The sequence below is a fragment of the Hymenobacter wooponensis genome (genome assembly GCF_004745865.1).
Classification (GTDB): domain Bacteria; phylum Bacteroidota; class Bacteroidia; order Cytophagales; family Hymenobacteraceae; genus Hymenobacter; species Hymenobacter wooponensis.
On record NZ_SRKZ01000003.1, the window covers coordinates 790,749 to 809,765 of the forward strand.

At 55.3% G+C, this 19,017-nt stretch carries 18 protein-coding genes; 9 read left to right on the forward strand and 9 right to left on the reverse strand.

Going from position 1 to position 19,017, the window contains the following annotated elements:
- Window positions 1–13 precede the first annotated feature (13 nt).
- On the reverse strand, window positions 14–751 hold the full coding sequence (locus EU557_RS13505; RefSeq protein WP_135530956.1) for a TIGR04255 family protein: 738 nt from the start codon (window positions 749–751) through the stop codon (window positions 14–16).
- 127 nt (window positions 752–878) lie between these two features.
- Here EU557_RS13505 and EU557_RS13510 point away from each other — a divergent pair, with 127 nt between their 5' ends.
- The 3 genes from EU557_RS13510 to EU557_RS13520 all read left to right on the forward strand — a co-directional run bounded on the left by EU557_RS13510 (window position 879) and on the right by EU557_RS13520 (window position 6,097).
- Window positions 879–3,410 (forward strand): AAA family ATPase, encoded by a 2,532-nt coding sequence (locus EU557_RS13510; RefSeq protein ID WP_135530957.1) that lies wholly within the window; start codon window positions 879–881, stop codon window positions 3,408–3,410.
- Window positions 3,407–4,465 (forward strand): 5-methylcytosine restriction system specificity protein McrC, encoded by a 1,059-nt coding sequence (locus tag EU557_RS13515; RefSeq protein WP_135530958.1) that lies wholly within the window; start codon window positions 3,407–3,409, stop codon window positions 4,463–4,465. The genes EU557_RS13510 and EU557_RS13515 overlap by 4 nt, the downstream gene beginning before the upstream one ends.
- Window positions 4,466–5,533: 1,068 nt before the next feature.
- On the forward strand, window positions 5,534–6,097 hold the full coding sequence (locus EU557_RS13520) for a hypothetical protein (RefSeq protein ID WP_135530959.1): 564 nt from the start codon (window positions 5,534–5,536) through the stop codon (window positions 6,095–6,097).
- Window positions 6,098–6,127: 30 nt separating this feature from the next.
- On the opposite strand, the gene EU557_RS13525 is transcribed toward EU557_RS13520, so the two are convergent.
- The 7 genes from EU557_RS13525 to EU557_RS13545 all read right to left on the reverse strand — a co-directional run bounded on the left by EU557_RS13525 (window position 6,128) and on the right by EU557_RS13545 (window position 10,102).
- On the reverse strand, window positions 6,128–6,586 hold the full coding sequence (locus EU557_RS13525) for a hypothetical protein (RefSeq protein WP_135530960.1): 459 nt from the start codon (window positions 6,584–6,586) through the stop codon (window positions 6,128–6,130).
- Window positions 6,587–6,653: 67 nt separating this feature from the next.
- Window positions 6,654–6,977 carry a hypothetical protein gene (locus tag EU557_RS13530; protein ID WP_135530961.1) on the reverse strand — a complete coding sequence of 108 codons (324 nt, stop codon included), beginning with the start codon at window positions 6,975–6,977 and terminating at the stop codon, window positions 6,654–6,656.
- 81 nt (window positions 6,978–7,058) lie between these two features.
- Entirely contained in the window at window positions 7,059–7,334 is a 276-nt protein-coding gene (locus EU557_RS25725; RefSeq protein WP_210116043.1) for a hypothetical protein, read from the reverse strand.
- Window positions 7,335–7,569: 235 nt separating this feature from the next.
- Window positions 7,570–8,352 (reverse strand): Cthe_2314 family HEPN domain-containing protein, encoded by a 783-nt coding sequence (locus EU557_RS13535; RefSeq protein ID WP_135530962.1) that lies wholly within the window; start codon window positions 8,350–8,352, stop codon window positions 7,570–7,572.
- A gap of 68 nt (window positions 8,353–8,420) precedes the next feature.
- Window positions 8,421–8,579: a hypothetical protein gene (locus EU557_RS25495; protein WP_167855197.1), complete on the reverse strand. Its 159-nt coding sequence runs from the start codon at window positions 8,577–8,579 to the stop codon at window positions 8,421–8,423.
- Between the two features lie 139 nt (window positions 8,580–8,718).
- Complete coding sequence (locus EU557_RS13540; RefSeq protein WP_135530963.1) at window positions 8,719–9,573, reverse strand: phage antirepressor KilAC domain-containing protein; 855 nt, start codon at window positions 9,571–9,573, stop codon at window positions 8,719–8,721.
- An 82-nt stretch (window positions 9,574–9,655) separates the two neighbouring features.
- Entirely contained in the window at window positions 9,656–10,102 is a 447-nt protein-coding gene (locus tag EU557_RS13545) for a hypothetical protein (protein ID WP_135530964.1), read from the reverse strand.
- A 293-nt stretch (window positions 10,103–10,395) separates the two neighbouring features.
- On the opposite strand from EU557_RS13545, the gene EU557_RS13550 reads away from it, so the two are divergent.
- The 4 genes from EU557_RS13550 (at window position 10,396) to EU557_RS13565 (ending at window position 14,387) form a co-directional block, all read left to right on the forward strand.
- Window positions 10,396–10,968, forward strand: a complete 573-nt coding sequence (locus EU557_RS13550; protein ID WP_135530965.1) for a recombinase family protein — start codon at window positions 10,396–10,398, stop codon at window positions 10,966–10,968.
- A 681-nt stretch (window positions 10,969–11,649) separates the two neighbouring features.
- Entirely contained in the window at window positions 11,650–13,467 is a 1,818-nt protein-coding gene (locus tag EU557_RS13555) for a hypothetical protein (protein ID WP_135530966.1), read from the forward strand.
- 13 nt (window positions 13,468–13,480) lie between these two features.
- Window positions 13,481–13,699 (forward strand): hypothetical protein, encoded by a 219-nt coding sequence (locus EU557_RS13560; RefSeq protein WP_135530967.1) that lies wholly within the window; start codon window positions 13,481–13,483, stop codon window positions 13,697–13,699.
- 235 nt (window positions 13,700–13,934) lie between these two features.
- A complete protein-coding gene (locus tag EU557_RS13565; protein WP_167855198.1) occupies window positions 13,935–14,387 on the forward strand; it encodes a M50 family metallopeptidase in 453 nt (150 codons plus the stop codon).
- Here the strand turns inward: EU557_RS13565 and EU557_RS13570 are convergent.
- Complete coding sequence (locus EU557_RS13570; RefSeq protein ID WP_135530969.1) at window positions 14,384–14,569, reverse strand: hypothetical protein; 186 nt, start codon at window positions 14,567–14,569, stop codon at window positions 14,384–14,386. The genes EU557_RS13565 and EU557_RS13570 overlap by 4 nt on opposite strands.
- A gap of 709 nt (window positions 14,570–15,278) precedes the next feature.
- Between EU557_RS13570 and EU557_RS13575 the strand changes: the two genes are divergently transcribed.
- Together EU557_RS13575 and EU557_RS13580 are read left to right on the forward strand one after the other, a co-directional pair.
- Window positions 15,279–15,755, forward strand: coding sequence for a nucleoside deaminase (locus EU557_RS13575; protein ID WP_135530970.1), 477 nt, complete (start codon window positions 15,279–15,281; stop codon window positions 15,753–15,755).
- Between the two features lie 339 nt (window positions 15,756–16,094).
- Window positions 16,095–18,914, forward strand: coding sequence for a heparinase II/III domain-containing protein (locus EU557_RS13580; RefSeq protein ID WP_135530971.1), 2,820 nt, complete (start codon window positions 16,095–16,097; stop codon window positions 18,912–18,914).
- Window positions 18,915–19,017: the final 103 nt, after the last annotated feature.

The following is a 19,017-nucleotide window of genomic DNA, read 5'->3' on the forward strand; positions in this document are numbered from 1 at the left end:
TCGGGCCGAAAGCCTACTCCGGATATACGGGGTCGAGCTGGGCTAGAAACGCTTCGTCGAGCAGGCCGAAGAATATTTCTTTCTCCCGCGTATGCGCCTGATCGAGGCGGGCAAACAGCGTAGGTAGTTCGATTTGCGGCGTTGCGGCCCGTACCGTAATATCAAATACGGAGCTTAGCCCCGTTTGGCCGGGCACTGGCTGGCGGTCGGTAAGCTGCAACGCAATGCGAAAGCCCAGTTCGTCGCTGAAGGTAGCCTGGTAAAACGTGCTGTCGGGCTCGGGCAGAGAGCCAAGCGTAGGCAGCTGAATTTGTAGCTGCTTGTTCAACTCAATGCCTGGTAGGGCATTTACGTAACGCACAGCCAGTCCCGAATATTCGGCCACCGCGTTGGTACTCTGCAAGCGGGTTAGCACTTCTTGTATCAACTCGAAGTAGCGAGTCCAACCCAGATAGTCGCCATTACTGCCCGGCGGCGGCGTAGCCGTAGCCGATACGCAGTTGAACAGCAAACCCTCCGGCCGGATCCGAACGGATATGCCCTGGCCATGAAACAGCGGTTCAGCTTCTTCCTTCGTTTGCTGCTTTACTAGTTCCATCAGCTGGTGCTCGTACACAAAGTCAGGCTGCAGCACTTGCCCGAACTCGCCCAAAGCCAGTTCCAGCGGCTTGCGCAACGTGTAGCGCACTTCTACCAGGGTAGCCAGCAGGGCATGAGGTGAAATACGGATAGGTAGCTGTTTATTGGGCATGGGCCGCGCAAATAACAATGTAGTATGCAAATAAGCCAGCTTCCGGGCGAAAGGTTTGGCCGTTGCCGGGTGGTTTACGACTTTCACACCCTCTTGGCCGGTCGCCTCCGGCTATTATCTATTCGTTATGAGCAACTATCTGTCTACCCAGGTGGCCGTGTACCGCCACTTGCTCACCCGCCATACCGCCGAGCCGGACTTCCGGTTCTCCCTCCGCCAAAAGTTCAGCAAAGAGTCCTCGCCCTCCCAGGGACTGTTTATTGGCACCAATAAGTCCCTCAACAATCAATACTTCGCCTTCACACTGTGGTATATCCCCATCGGCTTCCCCGGCTCGGCCATGGACCTGCTCGACTACATCGTGCGGGTAAACCCTGATGGCACGTTTGGATTGCGGGTAGAGCTGCTGCTGGCCAAGGAACGCCCCGCCGACCCACAAGCCCAGTTTCACGAGAATACGCTGCCCTCCGTGGGGCTGTTTGATGCACTACAGGTCGTTCAATGGCCCCAGAGAGTTCACTGGGTGGCGGCTCCGCTCACTAACCGGATGCTGCAGCTCACCTACACCGTCGCCCGCAACATCCCAACGCTGGAAGACCTGCTCACGACTCTGAACGATACATTGGATGCTACTATGCCCGGCATCGACGAAGCGGTGGCCGCTCATGCTGCTCGTACGCCCACTTGGGTGGGGGGGCACCGTCTTACCCAGGTGCAGTTTGACAAGATGCGCCAACGGGCCGAGCTGCGCTGCGCCGATATGCTGGCCGGCAAGTATCCCAATCCGGCTCCTCACCCCCGGGCGTACTGGTGCGTGCAGGTAGAAATGCGCTCAGGGGCCACGGGCGTCTGGAACCGATACCAGAGCCAAGGAGTCGTCCGTCCCTTATTCGGGCAGCTCCTGGCCGGCACGGCGGGCCCCTCTGATTCCGTGCGCCGCCAGCTGGATGAAGCCCGGCCCGGCGACGTGGTCGTCGTCGTCAGGGGGCCCCGCCAGGTGCTGGGGGTCGGCCTGCTCACAGGTCGCTTCGACTACGACGACCATGACAACTTACCTTTCTACTGCCCGGCCGAATGGGTACTCACACACCCGGTAGAGCTGGCGGACACGCCGTTTCTCACGGGCAACAACCCCTGGACCCGCACGGCCAAATGGCCGGAAATTCAGGCTGCCTACGCCCGTCTGCCAGCCCAGCGGGCCGCCTTAGCCCAGTTGGTGGGTCCTGAAGTTACCGACGAGGACCCTGACGACGAGTTGTTGGAAGAACCCGAAGCAGCAGACGAATCACCGACGACGGCCGGTCCTCCGGCCTATTGGTGGCTCAACATTAACGCCGACTATTGGAAAGTAGCGGATTTTGAAGTGGGCCAGGAGCAGACCTGGACTACCCACAACGAGAAGGGTAACAAGCGCAATGTGTACGCCCATTTTCAGCAGGTAAAGCCCGGAGATTTGGTTATCGGTTACGAAACTACCCCCACCAAGCGCATTAAGGCTATATTAGAAATCACAGAGGGCGTTCATTCCAACGAGGAGGAAACGGAGCCGGAAGCCGGGACGGAAAATAGCAAGCCCGACCCCAAAAACGATATCATTTCTCTGCGAGTCAAAGAATTTGTGCGCGAGGAGCTGACGCTGCACCAACTGAAGCAGATGCCGGAGCTGACTCAAAGCGAGCCGCTGACCTTCAAGATGGGTAGCCTCTACAAGCTCACACCTAATGAGTTTGATGCTATCTTCAAACGGGCCCTGCGCATCGAGGCTCCCCCGCTGCCCCCCTACACCCTAGCCGAGGCCGAGCAGGACCTGTTTCTAGCTACTGCCGATATCCAACACCTGCAGGCAGCGCTGAAGCGCAAGAAAAACCTGATAGTGCAGGGCCCGCCCGGCGTAGGCAAGACGTACGTAGCACGCCGGCTAGCCTGGCTGCAGATGCAGGAACAGGATGACAACCGCGTGCAACTCGTGCAGTTCCATCAGAGCTACAGCTATGAGGATTTCATCCGGGGCTGGCGGCCTACAGCTACCGGCGGTTTCGAGTTGGCCAACGGCGTATTCATCGACTTCGTGCGCAAAGCCCAACACGACCAGGCACACGACTACTTCTTCATCATCGATGAAATCAACCGGGGCAACCTGAGCAAGATATTCGGCGAGTTGCTCATGCTACTCGAAGCCGACAAGCGCAGTGCCCAGTACGCGCTGCCACTCACTTATCGTAAAGAGGGTGAGGCACCCTTCTACCTGCCGCCCAACCTCTACGTCATCGGCACGATGAATACCGCCGACCGGAGCTTGGCTTTGGTAGATTATGCCCTGCGCCGTCGTTTCACCTTCGTGGATCTAATACCTATGCTGGGCGATAAACTGGTGCAGCACTTGGTAGAACTGCAAGTCCCGGCCTCTCTGGCCACTAAGGTTGTGAAACAGGTAGAGGACCTTAATAAAACCATTCACGACGACAAGAACCTGGGTGCGGGTTTTCTTATCGGTCACAGTTACTTCTGTACCCCACTCGGCGGTCAAACTCCTGAGGCGTGGTGGTCAGCCATAGTGCAGCACGATATTGCCCCGCTACTGCGCGAGTATTGGTTCGACGCGGAGACGCGGGCTGCTAAAGCTATTCTCGCACTCGAGCAAGGAGCGGTAGTAGAATGAGCATCCCGGTTCAGAATCTCTATCACTTGCTCACCTACGCCTGGGACCAGTTAGAGGAAGCCAAAACGGTGGCCGTCACAGCCGAGCCATCCGACTCTCTGCTCGACTTACTGACCCGGGTGTTGGTGCAGGGTACTACACACATACTCAAGTGCGGCCTGGCTCGCGACTACGTACCCGAAACGGAGCTGACAGGTCGTCTGCGGGGTAAATTGTTACTCAGTGACTCTATCCGCCAACAGACGCTGTCTAAAGCTCGCGCGTGGTGCACCTACGACGAGTTAAGTCATGACGTACCTGTTAATCGTCTACTCAAAGCTACCCTGCACCACCTGCTCACTGCCCCCAAGCTGGCTGGCAAACTTCGTTGGGAAGTACGTAGTCTTTACGTACGGCTGGCCGATGTTACGCTCCTGCCCGTGTCCAACGTGCGCGTATTCGACACAGTAAAGCTGCATCGCCACACCGCTTATTACCGCTTGCTGCTAAGCGTATGCCAGCTCATTCACGAGGAGGTTATGCTTACCCAGCAAAATGGTGAGCGTCTGTTTCGTGGCTTCAGTGGCAACGAAAAGCAAATGGCCACTCTGTTTGAGCGGTTTGTGCGCAACTTCTACCGCCTTCGGCAGAAAGAGTTTGCAGTCAGCGCTGAGCAACTTACCTGGGCGCTTACGCCAGACAGCAACGCAGCAAATGACCTGCTCCCGCAGATGAGAACCGACGTCTCTCTTTCTGCCGATACGCGCAAGATTATCCTCGATTGTAAATACTACAAGCAAGCCCTCAAGACGCATTACGACAAGGAAAAACTGATTTCCGGCCACTTGTACCAGCTCTATGCCTACGTGCAGCATGCGCGTTTACAGGACCTTGCCCGTCCTGTTGAAGGCTTGCTTCTATATCCGGCGGTCAATTCGTCTTTTCAACATACCTATTCGCTAAACGGCACACCGCACCATCTGCGCGTAGCCACCCTTAACCTTAATCAACCCTGGCAGCAGGTAGAAAACGATTTACTGGCTTTACTGACACCTCTACAACCCTATAAAAATTGATTTTAATAGGATCACAACATAATTAAGCCTGCAACTTTGAACGTTGACAGACATTGCTGCATCACGATGGAATTTGCACAGGCATGTCTGCCTTCTTGGAGAGTTCTGTTCAGCGCTTGGTCAACCTTTTAGCTGCGTACATCTTATATGATGTTTACGCTCAATGACGACCCTATCCATAAAACCCGGCTCACGTTTAACCAGGTAGGCGCTTTGGCCGTGAGCGATCAGCTCTTGAAAGTATACTTCCCCGAACGGGTTGTACGTGCCGCTGCGGATTGCGTCGCCCCCCTGCTTACGGGTCAGGGCACCGACAACCGATGCGTGACCTTTCGGGCCCTGTTGGAAGAGGAAGAGCGGATGGTTGAGTTTCGCCTTTCCGAAAAACAATATGCGTCTAGTGCCCCGCTCTATACCCCGGAAAAACGTGCTGTTCCTGGAGCAGTAAGTTTGCTTCGAACCTCTGGGTGCGGGAGGTCGATAGCTTTCGCTCAGGGCTGCCCCAGCGCAGCAGTATACTGAGAGCCATCACGCAGTAATTTCTGGACGAAAAATTTTTGGCGCTGCTCCCGCTACACCCCCGGGGGGCCTCCCTACCCCGGGGGAGGGGGGATATAAGCGACCTATACGGGGGAGTATAGGGCTTCCTGTACTCTCGCGGGCGATGTATTCTGGTTCAGAATGCTTCAAACCGTAATTTCTAGTAAGATCGGGGGTACGAATGCTCATTTATCCGCCTCTGATTTTGCCCATTAACAGCAGAAAGATGGGTTGTGTACACATAAGTTTTGGACTTTGCTTACGCAAGAAGAGGCTAACTTACTCGGCCGCAGTGCGGGGTTTCTCAAGCTCCGGCCAGCGAGGAAGAGCCAGATGAACCAGTTGCCCGTGGGGACGAGCTTCTCTAGGCGCGCCAGGTAGCACCAGCGACGTTTGATTTTCTGCAGCAGCTCAAGTAGCTGAAGTTTTTCCTCGTTGTCAGGCTGCCGCAGTAGCTTATAGCGTACTTGCTCCCGTATTAATTCACCTGTTGCATTCACCAGGCTAAATATCATCTACTCCTTCCCGATGACTCCCGAATTACCGCAAGACGCCGAGAGCCCGATAGATTACTCCAACATCCCGTTGCACGAAAGACCACCCATTGAACGCCGCATCGCCGAGTTTAAAGACAAAATTCAGGTCCTGCAGTACAACCCGGTCATTGAACAGTTGCATTATCTGGGCAAAGGTCATCAGATCGAACTCTTCTGGGGAGAGCGCTATCAGGAGTCAAGATGCTTAACCACCCCGATTAAAGGGGGCTATAGCTACGGCTTGCGTATTAAGTCTATTCCGGTCACCGGGGACAACAAGGAGATTGTGTTTGATATACTACACGAAATGGGTCACGCCTTTGACCCTCAGAAGCTGCCGCAAGTCTTTACTGATGAAGAAAGGCAGACACCTGAATATCAAGAATTGGTAAGGGGTCGAGAGATTCGGGCTTGGCAGTGGGCTGATCGCGAATTCGAACGCCACTCTGAACTGCACCTAGATCGGGGCTATTACCGAGCATACCGAAATTTCTGTCTGTGTACGTATGGGATCGACCTGAACCGCTACGCCGGTGCCAAACCCATCAACTTCTGAAGCGGCTGCCGAAGCTTAGGCGCCCAGCAGTTACTGAATCTTCGCATCGAGCACAGCATCACTGAGCTGGTTAAGCGGCTCTCTTCCCGTGGTGTGGTCCACCTGACTCAGGTGCTTCAGATTCCACTCTGTGAACTTGCGCTCCAGAATCCACGCCCACCGTTGCCACTGCATATCGGTGCTGAAGGCAATAATGATGGCTTTCTTCTGCTCCCGTAATGTCTTTTTATAAAACTGCAGAAATTGGTCTTCAATAAAGCCCGCAGTTGGCTCCTCCCCTCTCATGGCCCTGGCCTTCCAGCTCTCGAACGTGCGAGGACTGATCTGCTCATCTGAGGGCAGGCTTTCGTTGATGGCGTCCAGCAGCTCGGCATTGGTGTAGATGATGGTGGCCTTGTCTTCGAAAAGCACGTGCTGGGCGGACTGCAGGAAGGCCGTGGTGAGCTTGGTGGGCCTACCCACTGGCCGGGGTGGTAATTCGTGTTGCATGCCGTAAATAGCCGTGGCCCGGTCTCGCTGGGAAACCGGGCCACGGGGTTACGGGTGACTGGTGGGCCTATTGACTCATCTCATACTCGGGCAGGTTGAAATCCTGGGCATCGATTTCGGCAAGCAGCTCCAACGTCTGATAGTAAGACTCGATGGTGAGCAGCATGTTATCACGTAGGAAGTCGGCTAATGCCAAGCGGTCCGCCATCAGTTCCTCATGCTCCTGATACCCTTTGGCCTGGAGGTGACGGGCAGCGAAAGCGGTTCCTGACGTGGCATGGTGCACGACAGCCTTGCGCTTGTCGTTAAACCTACGGTAGGCGTTCTCCTTAAAGTCTAATAACCACTTGTAAGCCTCGTGCTGAGCATACTTCTCCGGGATTCGGTCCATCACCCTGGAGAAGTCAATCGCATTTGCCTTTAACGCCTTGTCATCAGGCAGAAAGAAGTTAACGATTGTCGCCAGCCGGTTCTAGAACCCATAAAGCTTCTCAAAGACGGTATCCACGTGCATATCATACCGCTTAGCCTCGCGGTTCTGATAATTAGGATATATCGTATGCGAATACCCAGGGGGCTTAAAGGCCCCCTCTAGGGTATTGTTGATATAAGGGTGATGTAGGTAAACGTGCGCCAAGTAGTAGAGCACTTCATCAGAAATGAAATACAGGTCCTTCTCTAGCGTGTACCAGTTGAAAGCACCCTTATGCTTATTGACACACCGTCGGGATACTTCATTGAAGCGCATTAGCAGCTGAACACCTTTATAGTGGTATCGCCGATTGGGATCTAAACCCTGCAAAGAGGTCAGACTTTCTCGGTGGAAGATCTCTATGATCTTCTCTTCCCATTGCTGCAAAAGTTGTAGCTCGTCCATCGATACAACATACTACCTTCTGGCCAGACTGCTGCGCGTTAAATTTTCCGAATTCTATGACGTTGAGTTAATGGTTGACCCAGTTTACGGAAAATGATCAGCAGTACTAGGCGGGCTTAGGGTAGTACACGGCATCCATGGCTTCCAGCAGGTGCAGCAGGTGGTAGTAGGACTCCCGGGCAAGGAATACCATCTCACGTAGCATTATCGGGGCGTTCAGATACTCCAGCAACTCTTCCCGTTTGGCCTGCTGGTCGTGGGAGTAGACCATGCTCATCTGGTTGCGGGCTTGAAAGGGGCCGTAGTGGACTACGTGCTTGCGCAGCTCGTTGAAGTCCTTGTACTTCGTTTGCTTGAAGTCGAGCAGCCACTGAGCGGCCTCTAGGTGGAGGAACTCATCCGGGATCTTTTCCAGCACGTGGATATAGTTCACCGATCTAGTGGGAAGCCCCTTGGGTAGGTAATAGTTGAGCAGCGTGGCCTGGTGGTTCCAGAAGGTGTAGAGCTTCTCGAAGACGCTATCCAGGTGCGTGCTGTATTGGCGGTTGATGAATTCGTAGTCGCGCGGGGGTGGGTCACACTTACGATGGGACTGAATGCCCCGGGGCTGCTGGGCCACGTGGGTGCGATAGAGAATGACGTGGGCCAGTACGTTGATGACATCCTCCAGCTGGAAAACAATCTGGCCTTCCAGGGTATAGAGGTTGACTTCTCCGTTGAGCTTCTGAAACCAGACACGCTGGATCACCTGGTGAAAGCTTTCTTGCAGGTTGAAGCCGTGCACAATGTAGGTGCCGGGTTTCTCACCCCAAATTCGGCTTAGGCCGTACTTTTCCGTGATGCCCTGCAGGTGGGCCTCCAGTATGTCGATGAATTCCAACTCGTCCATGACCCCAAGGTAGGCATACCCTGGGGCGTTTGGGCTTAGCTGTAAATCCTATACCATCCGTCGCCTATCTATCTGTCGGCGTGCTTGAAGGTGACCTGGAGCTGGCAATCTTGCGTGAGCTGGCGGCGAAGCCCTTTGGCCTCGTCCAGCAACTGCTGCATGGTGTGCAGGACGATAAGCATCGTTTGCTGGATGTCGGCCTGCTGCTGGGTAGTCTCGTTTTGCATGGTAGTGTTCGGTTGGGGGTGGTCATGCATTGGCCGCAAGGCACGGTGCAGGGGCCGAACTCGTTCTAGCAGGCGGGGGTGGTCATGCGATAGTTTGTCGGTGCGCTATAATTTGGCGGTACAAATTTGAGTTGCCAGCTTAGCCGAAGAGGCGTTTGAGCAGGGCCATACCTTTGACAGCGGTGATCAGGATCTTCATCTTGGGGTGGTCCGTTTTGGAGAAAGGATCGGTATAGATGTCACGCTTCACATCAAAGCATTCACGGAATGCAGCAGCTGGCAAGCCGCTGGACTTCAGTAGAATGCCTTTCTCGCGTAGTGCTTTCATCATCGTAGCCCGGCCAATGCCCGCGATCTTGGCGGCTTCTTCCAGCGTATAGGTTTCCTGGCTGTCAGTCAGGAACGCTATCGCCTCCACGGCCTTGGCCTGGGACTCAATCTTCTGGTTAAGCAGGTCCATCTCGGCCTTCTGCTTGTCAGCCTTCTGCATGAGTTGCAGGTTAGCCTGGTGGGACGCCTCAGCCCGGAGCGTGATCTGCTCGATCTGCTGCTGCTGGGCGCGCTTGGTTTCGAAGTCCGACGCCCAGATTCTGGCCATGGCCGCGGGGTCCGTAAAGTCCGGCAACGTCGGGGTCGTGATCAGTTGCTGAATGGCCTGGCGGCACTGGCGATAGATTTCGAAAACCTCCCGATTGGCACGCACGGCTAAATGCTCGGCGCAGCTCAGGGTCAGCAAGTAGATTTCCTCGGGCCGGCCGCCCTGAGAGTTTTCCGCCAGATTGCGGACAACTTGATAATCAACATCTTCCAGGTATCCCTTGCGCAGAGCCTTAACGGCATTGTCCTTGCGGGCGTAGCCGATACGGAAGATGTCGTGCAGGTTTACGCAAAACTCCTGGCCGCTTCTTTCGGCCTGCAGGATGCGGGTGAAGTACTTCTGCAGCTTGGCGGGGGTCGTGGCGGGGCCGTCTTGCAGTTGGATCAAGGTGTCCATCGGGTGGTGATCGTATTTATAAGTGAGGTATGATCATTGGGTGATCACGGACTGCGCCATCCAGGATTGCTGAGCAAATCTTTTATATTATGGTCAAGGGGTTGGACCAATCGAAGGTGGTACCCGAGGCCTCGGAGGGCATGGTGGGCTCACCGGGGTCGAAAGTCTGGTGCCGGTGCTGGTAGATAGGGCTCTCCTCGGGGGTGGCCACCAGGGGGATCACCTTCGCCTCGCTCTCGGGTGATGGGATGGGCTGGTGGGGGTCCGAGAGGGGCTGATAGCCGAAGCGCCGTAGTGGCCCGTAGAGTTTGTCCAGCGTGGCCAGGCTAGGTACCTTCGTTTTGAGGATAGTGATGCCGTAGGTGATGGGCATGCCAGCCTCCCGAACGATGCGAGCAGCCGGGGGCAGATCCAGGCGGTGGGCGTTCCACCACTGGCGCAGGTGGGCCAGCTCTTGATCACGGTCGCGGCCGGGGGCAGTGATGTGGGGACGACCGCGGTGGGGACGGGGATTATCGTTGAAGTTCATGCCCTAAATACCAGGGCACGTGCGTGGCGAGCAGCTTTAGCGGGCCCTGGAAGGGCTTTCCAGGCCATCATTTTTGAAAATTTATCTAACTAACTAAAGGACAGGGAGATTGATTTTTGCCTGGGCTACGGCCGGCTCGCTCGCGGGTGTCTCGGCAAACGCTCGTTAGTAGAGGCAAGGGTCCAGGGCGCCGGCGAAGGGAGGAACAGCCAGAAAATGTGTCTCACCCGGGCATCTCGCAAATCAATGTATCACTCACTTCGCGCTCGCTGACTTACTGAGAATACTACCCCATGATGATAGGCTACGCCCGCGTGAGCACGCCCGACCAGCAGCTCCACCTCCAGATCGATGCGCTGCTGGCCCACGGGTGCGCTGAGGTGGTGCAGGAGAAGGTTTCCTCCGCCAAGGAACTGCCGGCGCAGCAGCAGCAGCTGGGCGATCTGCGCAAGGGCGACACGTTGGTGCTGTGGAAACTGGACCGACTGGGACGCTCGCTGAAGGTTTTGGTCGCGCTGGTGGCGTTCCTAGAGAAGAAGGGCGTGCTCTTCGTGAGCTTGCAGGATAAACTCGACACGACCACGGCCCAAGGCCGGCTAATGTTCAATCTGTTCGCGAGCCTGGCCGAGTTTGAGCGCGACCTCACGAGGGAGCGCACGAAGGCGGGGCTGGCGGCAGCCCGGGCCCGAAGGCGGCAAGGTGGGAGGCCCAAGGGCTTGACGAAGGCTGCGCTGGCGAAGGCCGCCAAGGTGCTCTACCAGCAGCAGGAGAAAACGGTGGCAGAGATTGGCCAGGTGCTGGGGGTGGGCAGGGCAACCATCAACCGCTACCAGGCCCACCTGGGCGTCGCCACGGGCAAGGCGTAGGCTTCTCCCCCATCGCCCCGTACGGGCGAGCTAGAGGGAAAATCTCGAAAGAAGCTGAAAGCGAGGATGGGGCAGTGGATAACTAAAGGGTGAAGAGGAATGTCGTTTTCGGCGGCATACAGATAAAGGAAATAAGGAAACGGGAAACCGGCGGAGCAAAAGCTCCGCTATGACGCCGAAAACGACATCTCACTGTTTTTTCACAAGTCTTCCCGGGCACGAAAGGAATATACTCGTCAAGGTCTAACCTTTCGCCCGGGCCGGCGCTACGAGAAAGAGAAAAAAAAGTTGCCACGCTTGCTAACGCCAGGAAAATTTTTCCCGTAAACCGGGCACTGGAAGTGAGACGGGCCGGATCGATTGTAAAAAATTTTCGGTAAAATTCTCCTTAGCGACGGGCCAGTTGGCCAACTGGCCCGTCGTTCTGTGGTAGTTCCAGCCGCAGAAAGCTTTTGCGCGGTGCCCCGGGTAAAATATTTTTTGAAAAAGGAGCTACGGGTTACGAGTGCACGGTATTTACCGGTGCTTTGGGTGCTCCCGCCAACACGGGGGGCGGCCGGGGGGAGGTTTTGATTTTGGTTTCCTTCCCTCGGGTTCCACCGTTTCACCAACCAAATTGCTCGTTTGGAACGCGAGTGGTACATCTGCTGAAGATGGTTCAGCAATCCGAAAATCAAAATCATGGCGTACGGCCGTAACAACTTAGCCAGCCTCAAGCTCAACCCGCTCGAAAAGTGGGGTAGCGTGCTGCAGAGCGACGAGCAAAAGAAACAGCCGCAAACGAATGCCCAGGCCCGCAAACGCCAGCGCGATGCGTTGAAAGCGCTTCCGCCGACCATTTTACTGTTGCCGGCTGGTTTACAGCGCTATATTACGGACCAGTACAACGCCCGCTACCAAGGTAAGCCCGGCAACCATGGCAAGCGCCTGGCCAAGTACTTGCTGCTATGCCACCTGGTGTGGTCGGAGCAGCAGAAGGCGGGTACCCTGGACGCCATTCACCTGCATAACGAAATTCTACGCCTGCATATCGGCAAAGACAAAGGCTTCAGTTACACCGACGTTGTAGAAGACCTGAAAGAGTGGTCAGTACTAGAGGTATCGGACTCCTACTTAGCCAGCGGCTGCGCGAACCGGCAGGTGGACCCTCACTCCAAGGCTTACACCTTCGCGGATTCCTTCCACGGTCTGGAAAGCGAGTTCGTGGCCGTGGACGGCCTGCGCTACCGTGAGCGGGCCGCCCAGGACCGGCTGAAGCGGCAGATAGCCAAGAACCAGGCGAAAGGCCTGCGCGTGATGGTGGTGGACGAACAGCAGCCCCATTTGCAATGGCTCAAGGCGTGCTGGGAACGGTGCGACTACTCCCCCAACACCGACGAATTGATCAACCAGATGGAGCGGGAGCAGACCTACCTTCGGGATGTCGTGGTGAAAGTGAAGGGCGTGCGGCAACGGCGCACGGACCGCCGAATGACGCCCCGGATTGCGCAGGCCTACCGCGACAGCCTGGAGCTTTTTCGTCGCAACAAGGCAAACCATACCCCGGAGTGGCATTTCTCGGCCACCAACGGCCGCCTGCATAGCTTTTTCAACCGCTATTTCACGGGCAGCCGTGACCACGTGACCCTCGATGGCCAGGCCATGGTGTGGGCGGACCTGGACTTAGCCGCCAGCCAGGTGTATTTCCTGCTCAAGCAACTCTACGCCACGCGAGCAGCTGGCCAGGCAGGTCCGGATTTAGATGCTTTTCGGGACCTGGTGCTGGCGGAGGGCTTCTACCAGAACCTGGCGGGCCTAATCCAAAAAGAAATCCCTGGTTTGCCGATAAACGACGCCAAAACCGATTTCTTCACCCACGTCATCTACAGTAAAAACCACCAGGCCACGCCTTATCGCGGGACGTTTAACCACTTGTTTCCGACCGTGCACGCGGCTTTGCTCGAAATCGTTCGCTACAAAGTCAAAGGCGTCACCAAGTTCCGCAACCTGGCTGTCCTCTTGCAGCAAGAAGAAAGCCAGGTCTTTCTACAAACCATTTGCCGGCGGATTCACGACGAGCTCGGCCACCACCAGGACCTGGTCGTGCTCCCCGTACACGACGGCCTCTGTGTGCCCCAGCAGTACCAGGAGCCGGTGCGCGCGATTATGAACGAGGAGCTGCTGCGGGCCACCGGTTTCCAGCCCACGGTCCGCACAACCCCGGAAAAAAAGGCGAAGAAAGAGGCGAAGAAAGCGGCCGCCACCGAAGCCCGCGAGGAGGCAGTGCCAGCTGCCCCCGTCCAGGTGCCAGCCCCCGTCGAGGAGCTGGCCTGCGAGGTAGGCTTTGAAGTAGCACCGGGGATTTGGGTACGGATGGACCCAGCGCTCGATGTCCCCCCAAACAATGACCCGAGCTCACCAGAATATGTGGCCTGGCTGCTCGGGTCATTATTTATGGACCCTCCGGGCCCATCTGTTCAGGAACCCGTGCTCGCTTACTCCTGCTCGGACCCTTATTAAGATGAAGTAGCTTATGATCCGCACCTCCGAAACCGTGGCCTGCCAGGACCTGCTGGACGACAAAATCGAGCGCCTGCAGGCGTCCCTGACTACCGCTACGGATCCAGACCTGGTCGACCAGCTACTAGATGAGCTAGCGCTGCTGCTACGAGAACAAGCCGCGACCCCGGCGGAATTCTGGGCGAAGCGCTCCGCCTTCCAGCACCACAACCAGCAACTGGCGGGCTGGTAGCTAGCTCCTTCAGTTGCCTATTTTCGGCTTAGTTTTTCACCAACCAAGACTCGTTCCGGGTGAAGGAAACCGAGTACGACGTGCCCCACCTGGCTATCGAAACCCGGCTCCGCCAGCTGGGTCTGCCCCTGCAGCTGAAGAACAAAGAAGAATAGGCCCTCCTCCCCTATTGGCGTCTGTCAATCAAATTCAACCTATGTTAGGCGATATACTCTTACTGCTATTCATCATTCCTTTGAGCTTCTTTCTCGACGCACTCGCCCATGAGCTAGGCCATGCCTTGGCCGGTAGACTGGTGGGGTTAACTATTCACCAGATAGTGATCGCAACAGATCTGCGTAAAAATCCGGTAAGGCCACGGTTTACTGCATTTGGTGTCGACTTTTACTTAGCTCCAAACAGCTTATTATCATACGTCACCACATCAGGCGTCACTTTTAGTAGGCACCCAATTAGGCAAATCATCTTCAGCCTAGCAGGGCCGTTGTGTGGGGCGTCACTCGCGGCAATCTTTGCCTTCTACTCGGTAGGGCTTACGCATACTGCCGCTGTCAACGTTATTGCGCTCTCCCTCTTCATCTTCTACTTCATAATGAATTTGGATAATCTGCGGCCAGAGTATCAAGCGCATGGCATACCCAGTGACGGGATGAAAGTACTTAACGCCTGGCGACAACTGAGAGCTTAAGAGTAGCCCCCTCCTCTAGCGTTGATCAGGTAGTCAACGCCCTCGCGGCTCTCCTGCTCGAAGCCTTGATCCAGGTACACGTGCTGGACGTACTGCTCACAGGTCTTGCCCTCGCGCAGGTCCTGGCCGTAGGGCCTCGGGGTGTCATACATCTGGCATACCTCAGCCAGCGGGAAGATCACTTTGTAAAGGTTACGTCCTTCTGGGTTAAGGAAACCAATTCCGCTCAGGGCCCCGCGAACTCGCCCTGCAGTTGCAGTTGATGTTTAAGCACTAACAGGGCTATACCTACTTCACGCCTTGACTTGACCACCTTGGGTGAGGCGTTTTGCTTTTAGGTTTGGTCCGGATGATAAATTATCCGAACCACTGAACCGTCCGTCCGTCCGGACCATTTAACTGGAACAATCCGGACCAACGCCCAGGCGGGAGATTCCTTACACCGGCATTTATTACGATTCTAGCCAACTGATGGGCATAAAAAAAGGGCGACCACGAGCCGCCCCCTTTTCCACAACCAAAACACCTAAAAAACTATTCTTTCGTTTTGTCTTCATCAACTATCAGGCCAATTATGACAACTGATCTTCAGAAAACTAGCTACTTAAACAGTTTCAAGTGTCTACATGAATAAGAAACGTTTCTTGCCCCAAAGGTTGCATGTGGTCAAAAAACTTTTGCAAGAACTCCGGTACCCGAAACATCTTTTACTCTATCAATAGTACATAGAATTTAGGCTATAGTTTTCAGCTGAGACGATTATTTATCTTAAAGCCTACTCTCAATCTGTGTCAATGAGAACGACTCTTTTCAGGAGGCATCTTCATAAGGTCGTATTTTGCGCAGTTTTTTGCCCCTAAGGGCCGTACTACTCACGCTCAATTATCCACCATGGAAACTCCCAACCCAGAATTTATGCGCGAAGCAATTCGCCTTTCAATAGATAAGATGCAGGCCGGCTTTGGTGGGCCATTTGGTGCCGTAATCGTGAAGAACGGTGAAATTATTGCCCGGGGCTTCAATCAGGTTACCAGCACCAACGACCCTACCTGCCACGCCGAAGTTGATGCTATCCGGAAAGCTTGCGCTACGCTCGGCACTTTCCAGCTCGACGACTGCGACCTATACACTTCCTGCGAGCCATGCCCCATGTGCCTGGGTGCCATCTATTGGGCCCGTCCCCGGCGGGTGTTCTACGGCAATACCAAGCAGGACGCCGCAGCTATTGGCTTTGATGACCAATTCATTTACGAAGAGTTAGAAAAGCCTCTCCCCGACCGTCAGATTCCCATGATGGAACTGTTGCGCGAGGAGGCATCAGCTGGCTTCCGGGCTTGGGAGCAGCACGAAAGCAAGACCGAATATTAGATTTTACCGCAGCTCATCTAATAGGTCAATTCTGTAACGGGACAATCGTATTCTATTTTGGCAATAGAATACGATTGTCCCGTTTTGACTCAATTTGCGGCTTATTTTTCTTCATAGGCAATGAAACTCTTTTAGCAGGCATCTTATTTGACTAGTCCTTGGAAGCAATTTCAAGCACTTATTAATAGGACTATTCAAAGTTCCATTTTGCAAAAGGCACTTCTACTACTCGCTATACTAGTAGCTTTTTTCAGTCATGTTTCCTTCGCCCAAACAGGTAGTTGGAACCCTGCGGGCGCTAACAAAGTGTATCCGCGGACGTTGTTAACTGCAGCAGCTGTGCCAGGATTGCGAGAGTCATTGGCTGAGCCTAGTCGGTTTGCTCTTTTCAACGGCCTGTATACTAGCACTTCAGGAGAAGCCCCTCACGATAACTCATCTTCTGACGGCCGGCGGGCCCGGGCTACGTATGCCAAAAATGCCGCCTTTGTGGTCCTTACCAACAGGAAGACTAACTCTGGTCAGCTCCTGGAATTACCCATCGTTGAGCGGGCTGCGCTGGTTACTCGAATCAAGACGCTACTTGCAGAAAGTAACCCCACGGTGGAGCCTTTTGCGAGCTTCTCGGGCACTACCTACACGGAGTGGCAATGGCGCTCGAAGGAGCTCATTGACTATCTAGTGGCCTACGACCTGCTGCGGGGAGCCGGCGAATCAGCAGCCTCTTTACAAGCCAGCCGCACGAGGCTGCAGCAATTCGCCGGCAACCTGTACCTGCAGTCGAATAAGCCTTTTTTAGGCGTGTCGTTTTATGGGCAGGTAAAGAATAACCATACCCTCATGACGGCAGCCGCGCTAGGCATGGCTGCCGTGGTGCTAAATGAAGCCAGCAGCTCGGATAGTAATCAACAACCCACCAACTGGATCAATGTTGCTATGTACACCATTGATAACGTGCTGTGGCAGGACGCCGAACGGCAATCGGACCCACAGGCGGTAGCTGGGTATGCGGAGGGGCCATACTACTTCAAATATGCCTTTCTGAATTGCCTGCCCTTCTTTCGGGCCATGGGAAACTTCCTGCCCGACGGCGGACTGGCCTACACGTACGGGGGCGTCACACGTACCATCCGCAACCCCTACTTCGACCCGCGCTACGACCGACTGTATGATTGGGTAACGGCTATTCTGCTGCCTGATGGGCGCTTCCCGGCCTTGGAAGACTCTTACATGGATATGGGCATGCCGGAACTGGCTCTAACGGGTAAGGCCAACTACGTGCGGCCCCTGCACTTGACCAAGCTCGATGGCCGGCAGATGAACTCATTGACTGCCCAACTGCGCGACGTGCCCGTGGATATGCGAGCCGCTTACCTCGCGGCACAGCTTTCTGCTGCGCAGCCAGAACAACCCAGGCTTACGACGCTTCCACAGAGCGGCAATCTTGTTTTTCGCTCGGGCTCTGATTCTTTAGCCAGCTACCTGCACTTATACGGCAAGAATGGGCTGGCACAAACCAATTCTGGCGGGCACAGCCACGCCGATGCTGGTAGTTTTATCTTGCACGCGTATGGGCAATTGCTCGCGTTAGACCCCGGTTATCTTAGCTACAACCGCCGCGCCGAAGTGGGAAATGCTGGTAACCATAACATGCTACTAGTTGATGGAGACGGGCCCGCCATGGGTACCGCCGGGGCCGCCAACGATGCCGCCGCCACTATTCAGCATACTTTCTCTACGCCTCAACTGGCCTACGGCGAGGTACAAACGGCCTATAAAGGCACCTCCATTACTCGCAAGGCACTCTTCATCCGCAATTCTTATTATTTGCTGGCGGATGTAGTGCAGGCGAACACCACCCACATATACACCTGGCAGCTGCACGGCTATGGCCTAGAGGGCGGCACACCCACTACTGGAAGTTTCCAGGACAACCTAGCGCGTCACGAAGGCACCTGGCACAAGAACGGGGTTAGCCTGCTCGCGCACGTAACGGCAGCCGGCGGAGCCACTTACAGCAAGGCCACCAACGTGCACGAGGTAACCTACAACACCCCAGAAAACCATACTACTCTGCTGGTGCAGCGTACCGGAGCGCAGGCACAGTTTCTGGCGGCTTTGTATCCGTACGCTACCACTCCGCCCGCCATTTCCACCACCAGCACCCCTACTACCGCTGGCCTCACCAGCACCAATACTCGCTTCACAGATATTGCCTTTACCCAGACCGATACCACGTTAGCTGCCAGAAGTGGCCTAGCCGCTAACTCCATTAGCTCCGATGCGTTGCTGACATTTTACTCGCGTGATCTTAATGGAGGCTTCGCGCAGGCCTTTTTGGAGGAAGGCAAACTGCTACAAGACGGTCTTACCACGGTGTTATCATCTTCTCGGCGGGCTACAATCAGCTGGCAAAAAATAGGGAGCGGGCAATACGCAGGCCATGTAAGCCGTGGCACTACCCTCACCATTGGCCTAGCCGAAGCGCCACTTGCGCTGAGCGGCCCAGGGGTTAGCCAGTTTGCGTATGATGCCGCTACCCAGCAGCTGCGCGTAGTTCTCACCGAAGCCACCGACTTTCAAGTGCAGCTTCAACCCAGTCGGCCCCTGCCGGTAGAGCTAGTACGTTTTACTGGCGCACGCAAAGCTGATGGTGTACAGCTGACTTGGCAAACGGCAACGGAGCTTCACAACCGCGGCTTTGCCGTGGAGCGCCGCACTGCTACCAGGCCTGACTTCCAACAGATTGGCTTTGTAGCGGGACAGGGTGCCTCCTCTACGGCTTCTACTTACCGTTATCAGGACTTGTCTGCCCCAGCGGGCGAAACGTACTACCGGCTTCGGCAACTGAATCAAGATGGTACCTCCACCTATTCGTCGGTGGTAGTGATTTCAGCGCAAGCAGAGCCGCTAATGGCGCTTACTGTTGCGCCCATTCCGGCGCGTAGCTCTCTAACAGTTACCTATCCTGATGCGCAGCAAATTGTGCACCTAAAGCTCCTAGACCAAAATGGCCGTACTGTTTCACAACAGCAGTTTCAGGCCCAAACTCAGGTTGCTGTAGGCCACTTACCGGCCGGCGTCTATTATCTGCAGTCGTTAGATGCTTTTACGGGTCAGCCGCTGGCTAAGCCCCAGCGGGTGCTGGTGGCTCCCTAGGCCTCCTTTCACTGTCCTTCCAAAACCAAACCGGCCCGAATGCTACTAGCATTCGGGCCGGTTTGCGTAGGCCACTCTAAGAAGCGGCCTGCTGTATTTTCTT

Coding starts and splice junctions, on each gene's coding strand:
- EU557_RS13505 (WP_135530956.1), bottom strand. CDS start 751: ATGCCCAATAAACAGCTACCTATCCGTATTTCACCTCATGCCCTGCTG.
- EU557_RS13510 (WP_135530957.1), top strand. CDS start 879: ATGAGCAACTATCTGTCTACCCAGGTGGCCGTGTACCGCCACTTGCTC.
- EU557_RS13515 (WP_135530958.1), top strand. CDS start 3,407: ATGAGCATCCCGGTTCAGAATCTCTATCACTTGCTCACCTACGCCTGG.
- EU557_RS13520 (WP_135530959.1), top strand. CDS start 5,534: ATGACTCCCGAATTACCGCAAGACGCCGAGAGCCCGATAGATTACTCC.
- EU557_RS13525 (WP_135530960.1), bottom strand. CDS start 6,586: ATGCAACACGAATTACCACCCCGGCCAGTGGGTAGGCCCACCAAGCTC.
- EU557_RS13530 (WP_135530961.1), bottom strand. CDS start 6,977: ATGGACCGAATCCCGGAGAAGTATGCTCAGCACGAGGCTTACAAGTGG.
- EU557_RS25725 (WP_210116043.1), bottom strand. CDS start 7,334: ATGCGCTTCAATGAAGTATCCCGACGGTGTGTCAATAAGCATAAGGGT.
- EU557_RS13535 (WP_135530962.1), bottom strand. CDS start 8,352: ATGGACGAGTTGGAATTCATCGACATACTGGAGGCCCACCTGCAGGGC.
- EU557_RS25495 (WP_167855197.1), bottom strand. CDS start 8,579: ATGCAAAACGAGACTACCCAGCAGCAGGCCGACATCCAGCAAACGATG.
- EU557_RS13540 (WP_135530963.1), bottom strand. CDS start 9,573: ATGGACACCTTGATCCAACTGCAAGACGGCCCCGCCACGACCCCCGCC.
- EU557_RS13545 (WP_135530964.1), bottom strand. CDS start 10,102: ATGAACTTCAACGATAATCCCCGTCCCCACCGCGGTCGTCCCCACATC.
- EU557_RS13550 (WP_135530965.1), top strand. CDS start 10,396: ATGATGATAGGCTACGCCCGCGTGAGCACGCCCGACCAGCAGCTCCAC.
- EU557_RS13555 (WP_135530966.1), top strand. CDS start 11,650: ATGGCGTACGGCCGTAACAACTTAGCCAGCCTCAAGCTCAACCCGCTC.
- EU557_RS13560 (WP_135530967.1), top strand. CDS start 13,481: ATGATCCGCACCTCCGAAACCGTGGCCTGCCAGGACCTGCTGGACGAC.
- EU557_RS13575 (WP_135530970.1), top strand. CDS start 15,279: ATGGAAACTCCCAACCCAGAATTTATGCGCGAAGCAATTCGCCTTTCA.